The sequence below is a fragment of the Paenibacillus sp. 01T422 genome, from assembly GCF_056398785.1.
On the sequence record NZ_JBFTQB010000714.1, the window covers coordinates 1 to 5,868 of the forward strand.

The window sequence follows — 5,868 nt, forward strand, 5'->3', positions numbered from 1 at the left end:
AGCCGGTACATATGCACCAACACTTGGTGTTCTTGGCGCCGTTGTAGGGTTGATTGCTGCTCTCGGGAACTTAAGTGAAGTAGAGAAACTAGGGCATTTGATTTCTGCTGCATTCGTTGCCACGATGTTCGGTATTTTTCTGGGATATGTTATTTTCCATCCGTTCGCGAACAAGCTTAAACAGAAGTCAAAGAAAGAAGTTGAAATAAAACTCATGGTGGTTGAAGGCTTGCTGTCCATTCAATCCGGTGTATCTGCCAACTCTGTGAAGCAAAAAATGATGATCTTCGTAGCGAACAGCGATCGCGCGGCGTATGACGAAGAGGAGAAAGGGGACGCGGCACAGTGAGTAAAAAGAAGAAGCATGAGGACCATGAAGAGCACGTTGATGAATCCTGGCTCATTCCCTATGCGGATTTGCTTACTTTGCTTCTAGCTCTTTTTATCATTCTATTTGCATCTAGCCAGTTGGATTCGAAGAAATACGACTCGATTATGCGGTCCTTAAACAACGCGTTTACGGGAGGAGAAGCGCCATTCGCGGTATCCAATTTGATTCCGATTGACGATGCGGCGAATTCAACCAAGAACAACAACAAGAATCAGAACCCACCTACGAAGGACCAGAGTAATACGGACAGTCAGCTGGCTGCGAAGCTGCAAAAGGAAGAAAAGGATCTGGAAGAACTAAAGAAAAGCATGGATGCTTTCATCAAAGAAAATCAGTTGAATGAGCAGTTAACAACGAAGCTGGATAACGAGAAACTGACAATAACGATCAGTGATCGCGCGTTGTTCGATTCCGGCTCTGCAACCATGAAGCAAGATTCGCAGAAGCTGGCAGTTTCCATTGCTGGCATGCTGGCGAGTTACCCAGGCTATCAGGTTGAGGTGGGAGGGCACACGGACAATATCCCGATTCACCGAGCGGATTTTGAAACAAACTGGGATTTGAGTGCCAAACGATCCGTTAATTTCATGAAAATTTTACTGAATAATGGCCAAATCGATCCGTCCTCTTACTCCTCAGTTGGATACGGGGAATATCGTCCCATTGCCGCCAATGATACAACGGAAGGCCGCGCCAAGAACCGCAGGGTTGAAGTCAGCATTCTGCGCAACATTAAGGCAACGGATGAGATTGCGAAATAAGTCTGTACGAGAGAAAGGCCAAGAACCGATTCATGGTTCGTGGCCTTTTTGTTTATTTCTACTTAAAGTTGTGCAGGAAGACCATGCCGTTAACATATCGTCTTGCCAATGAGTTAAAGCTTGACGAGTGCACGGAGATGATAGCTACATGAATAGCATTTTTGAGCATCTCCTGGTCCTTGGCATCCGCCTGCGGGCAATGTGAAACGGCATATTCATGTGCAGTTTCATCCAACATTTGATCCCACTTGGAGATAAAATCCTGACTATTTCCCGAGTAATTCCTGTAGCGAGCGTCTAACACTTCGTACAGCTCCGCGTAGACGGAATAAAACTTAAGTGGCGTAATGGTTTGTTCTGAACAGCTATATGACGCGGCACTAAACAATATATGGAACAATTTGCGAATGGATTCATAGTCCAAGGAAGATCTTAGATCCTCAATAATGAAAAACAAAGCTACTTGTTGAAGAGAATATTTCTTCCCATCCTCAGGAAGTCCGATCAATTCCTTGAAATCACGTTTCACCCAATTCTGAATAGAGGTAACACTAAATTGAGTAAACTCTACTTGAGTACCAAGTGCCACGATATCGCTTAAGGAGAAAGCTGGCTTAATATCGGACTTAATCATTTTCTCAATTAAGGGAGGAAGTGTCGTTGAAAGGAAAGCGGACATGGATTTTCCTTGCTCCAGATCACTCTCATGCTGAATTCGCCATGTGTCTTGCAGGATAGCCAGAGGTGATTTCTCTAGATGACCACTCAAGGACAACATTAAATCAGCCATATCTTTGCGTCTAAAAGTTAATGTTTCCATATTGACATCACCTCGCCCTAGGAACGGTTCTTATGAACTTATAATAAAATACGGTTTAAGTCCTGTCAAAATTGTTTAATTACTTATAATGCGTTAGAATAGTTCATAAGAACTTGTTATAAGAATAATTCATTACGTAAAGGATGAGTTGCAATGGTTTTGAATCTATTTTTAATAGCCGTGCTCATATTATTAACCGCTTTTTTCGTGGCAACCGAATTTGCAATTATTAAGCTCCGTCCCAGCCGTGTCGAACAGATGGTTCTTGAAGGTAGCAAGAATGCGCTTGCCGTGCAGAAGGTAACAACCAATCTAGATGCTTACTTGTCTGCTTGCCAACTGGGTATTACAATTACCGCGCTCGGTCTTGGTTGGTTGGGAGAGCCGACTGTAGAGAAATTGTTACACCCCTTATTTGAAGTATTAAACTTAAGCGATAGCTTGTCACACATATTATCTTTTGGTATCGCATTTGTTTTGATGACTTACCTGCATGTTGTTCTTGGTGAGCTTGCTCCAAAGTCACTTGCGATTCAAAAAGCGGAACAAATCGCTGTGCTTACAGCACCTATCATTGTTATTTTCCACAAAGTAATGTATCCATTCATTTGGCTGCTTAATGGATCTGCGAATGCCATGATCAAATTACTCGGCATGAAGCCAGCTAGCGAGCATGAAGAAGCCCACTCCGAGGAAGAGATTCGCCTTATTCTTCATGAAAGTTATCAAAGCGGCAAAATCAATAAAACCGAATATGGCTACGCAGATAGGATCTTTACATTTGATGAACTGTTAGCTCGCGAAATTATGATACCGCGGACCGACATGGTTTGTTTATATGCTAACAAACCATTGAAAGAAAACTTGGAGATCATTAAACGTGAGCAATATACCCGCTTTCCTGTTGCCAAAGAGAATAAGGACAATATTATCGGTATCGTGAATACCAAACAGTTTTTCTTGAATTATGATAACAACCCTAATTTTGATTTTGGATCACTGCTGCAGCCTGTAATGACTGTGCCTGATGTCATGCCGATCAAACAGCTGCTAAAGAAGATGCAGAAAGAACAGGTGCATATAGCGCTGCTATTGGATGAGTACGGTGGTAGTGCCGGCTTAATAACCATTGAGGACATCCTTGAGGAGATTGTCGGTGAGATTCGTGATGAATTTGATAAGGACGAGAAGCGCGATATCGAATCGCTGGATGCTAACCGATTCTTGATTATAGGCACCGCGCTCGTTGATGAAGTCAATCATTTTCTTGAAACTAAACTAGAGCATGAAGAAGTCGACTCCATTGGCGGGTGGCTTTATAGTAAACAACCTGAACTAGAAAAAGGCCAGCCATGGGATTATGAGGATTTGACCTTTATCGTTCGGGAGAGAGATGCAAACCGGATCCGGAAGATCGAAATTATTAAAAAACTTCCACAGAAAATTTAAGCGGAAAGACCAACCTGCAACAGTTGGAGTCTACTTATGAGCATACGCATATCCCGTTAACAACGGTTTCTAGCGGGGAAGGTCGAGAAGTGAGCATTGATATATACTGCTACTGTATTCAGTTCGTTAATATATGTTTGATCGGTAATCCGACCAGTAAGTCCAAAACATGGTTTCTAGTCGACGCCGGAATGCCACATTCCGCAGACAATATTATTCAGTTGGCTGAGGATCATTTTGGCACAAGGACGAAGCCGCAGGGCATTATTTTGACTCATGGACATTTCGACCACGTCGGCGCTCTCGAGGAGCTGCTTGAACATTGGGATGTGCCTGTCTATGCGCACGAGCAGGAAATCCCATTCCTAACAGGTAAAGCGAACTATCCTGAAGGAGATTCAACGGTGGATGGGGGACTCATCAGTGAGCTTTCTCCGCTATTTCCGAATCACGGGATCAACCTCGGGGATCATGTGAAGGCATTACACGCTGATGGCTCCATTCCTGGATTGCCTGATTGGCAATGGTTACATACTCCGGGTCATACACCAGGGCACATTTCGCTTTTTCGGGAAAAAGACCGCTCATTAATCGCTGGCGATGCTTTTGTTACGGTGAAACAGGAATCGCTTTACCGAGTGCTTCTCCAAACGCAGGAAATCAGCGGTCCGCCGAAATATTTCACGACGGATTGGGAAGCTGCAGAAGCATCGGTCAAAAAGTTGAATGAACTTCGTCCAAGCCTGGCTGTGACAGGACACGGCACACCGATGCGCGATGAGGAATTGACGAATCAATTGGCATATTTGGCTGAGCATTTTGACGAAGTTGCTCTACCGGAGGAAGGGCGTTTCGTGCACTAGCGCTCCTTCAATAAATAAATAGAAAGGACCTAAGGGAAACCCTCAGGTCCTTTCTTCGATTAGCCGATAAGTACAGGCTCTTTTTTATCCTTCGAATTTGCATCTTTTGCAGTTGTTTCGGCTTCACCATCTCGAACATGACTAGCAGTTTCTTCGACAATTTCGTCCTTTTTAATTCCTGCAAAATCAGCCTCAATCTGACCATCTGTGTTTTGTCCGTTATCGTTATTATCGTTGTTACTTACGGTGCCTTCATCGTTATTAGTCTGATTTATATCTACGTTGTTCTGACCATCCATACCTGCTTCATCAGTTTCGGTTATTTGGAACTTGCTAATCTCCGCGAATAGCCGGTCAGCCAATGCTAGAATATCATCCGACTCTTCAGCAATGCGGCGGATGGAGGCATCCTGCTGAATGGACGTCGAGTTGACTTCTTCCACGCCAGCAGCTGTTTCTTGGGCGATCGCCGCCACGAACTGCACGGAGCCAACAAGCTGATCGTTCTTGGAGCGCGCTTGCTCAATTTTCGAATGAATGTGCTCAATCTGTTCCTTGATGCCAGTCATGGAATGCTCGATACTCTCGAAGGAGCTGAGCGTATCAGCGACACGATGATTCTGGGTAACCGCAGAATCCTTTGCTTCCAAGAGCGAGCTTTGCAGCTCTTGGATTTGTTTCTGCAGCGCCTGCGTAATGCCGCTGATTGTCTTCGACGAGTCGCTTGTCTGCTGCGACAAGTGACGAACCTCATCCGCGATGACGGAGAAGCCGCGGCCGTGCACGCCGGCCCTTGCCGCTTCAATCGCGGCATTCAGGGCCAGGACGTTCGTTTGCGTCGATATCTCCGTAATCGAACGTGTGATGGCGCCAATTTGCTTCGAGCTGGCGGCTAAGGTCTGCATCGCTGCATCAACTTTATGCAGCACTTCTTGCGACTGTTCGGACGAGGTCTTCAGCGCACGGACATAACCTGTGCCTTGCAGCGTACCGGCTGCGGCCTCATCGCTCGCTCTTATCATTTCATAGGTATAGGCGGTAATGTCCCGAATCTCCGCTTCCAACTCTGTAATGATGAGCGAGCTAGATTCTGTTTGTATAGCCTGCTCATCAGCTCCATGTGAAATTTCATCGATCGCTTTCAAGATGTCCGTGTTCGCGGATGCCGTAAGCTGAGAGAAGCGATGAAACTCATACGAGTGATCGCTCAAGGAGGAAGCGATTTGCTTCGTTGCATAAAGCATATGACGCACTTGGCGAATCATGTGGTCGAAGCCTTGGCTGAGTTGACCCAGCTCATCTTTGGAAGTTGCATTGATCGTATGGGTCAAATCCCCTGCGGCGATAAGCGAAACAGCTTTCTGCAGTCTTTGAATTGGACGGATAAATGAACGAATCAAGAAGAAAGCGATCAAAACCGTAATCACAAGCACAACTATGGAAGCATACATCATGACCAGGCTAGTGCTGTCTAGCGCTTTGGTGGAGGAAACGATGGCTTGATCAGCTGACTCCGCATAGGTCACATAGAACTTATCGACTAGATCGAAAATCACAGTCTTCAGATCCTGAGACTCATTGTAC

At 45.2% G+C, this 5,868-nt stretch carries 6 protein-coding genes; 4 read left to right on the forward strand and 2 right to left on the reverse strand.

Annotated features, from left to right (window positions below; genetic code table 11):
* Positions 1-349: MotA/TolQ/ExbB proton channel family protein (locus AC1DUA_RS29590; RefSeq protein ID WP_477503148.1), on the forward strand; the 349-nt coding region annotated here is incomplete at its 5' end.
* The gene (gene motB / locus AC1DUA_RS29595) at positions 346-1,152 is read left to right on the forward strand and encodes a flagellar motor protein MotB (protein ID WP_477503149.1); all 807 of its coding nucleotides are present in this window, start codon (positions 346-348) and stop codon (positions 1,150-1,152) included. The genes AC1DUA_RS29590 and motB, both read left to right, overlap by 4 nt.
* 58 nt (positions 1,153-1,210) lie before the next feature.
* Here the strand turns inward: motB and AC1DUA_RS29600 are convergent, their stop codons facing one another.
* Complete coding sequence (locus AC1DUA_RS29600) at positions 1,211-1,972, reverse strand: DUF1836 domain-containing protein (protein ID WP_477503150.1); 762 nt, start codon at positions 1,970-1,972, stop codon at positions 1,211-1,213.
* Positions 1,973-2,125: 153 nt separating this feature from the next.
* Between AC1DUA_RS29600 and AC1DUA_RS29605 the strand changes: the two genes are divergently transcribed.
* Both AC1DUA_RS29605 and AC1DUA_RS29610 read left to right on the forward strand, forming a co-directional pair.
* Complete coding sequence (locus AC1DUA_RS29605) at positions 2,126-3,421, forward strand: hemolysin family protein (RefSeq protein WP_477503151.1); 1,296 nt, start codon at positions 2,126-2,128, stop codon at positions 3,419-3,421.
* A 14-nt stretch (positions 3,422-3,435) separates the two neighbouring features.
* A complete protein-coding gene (locus tag AC1DUA_RS29610) occupies positions 3,436-4,284 on the forward strand; it encodes an MBL fold metallo-hydrolase (protein WP_477503153.1) in 849 nt (282 codons plus the stop codon).
* Positions 4,285-4,343: 59 nt separating this feature from the next.
* Here the strand turns inward: AC1DUA_RS29610 and AC1DUA_RS29615 are convergent.
* The coding region (locus AC1DUA_RS29615; protein WP_477503152.1) for a methyl-accepting chemotaxis protein at positions 4,344-5,868 on the reverse strand (1,525 nt) is incomplete at its 5' end.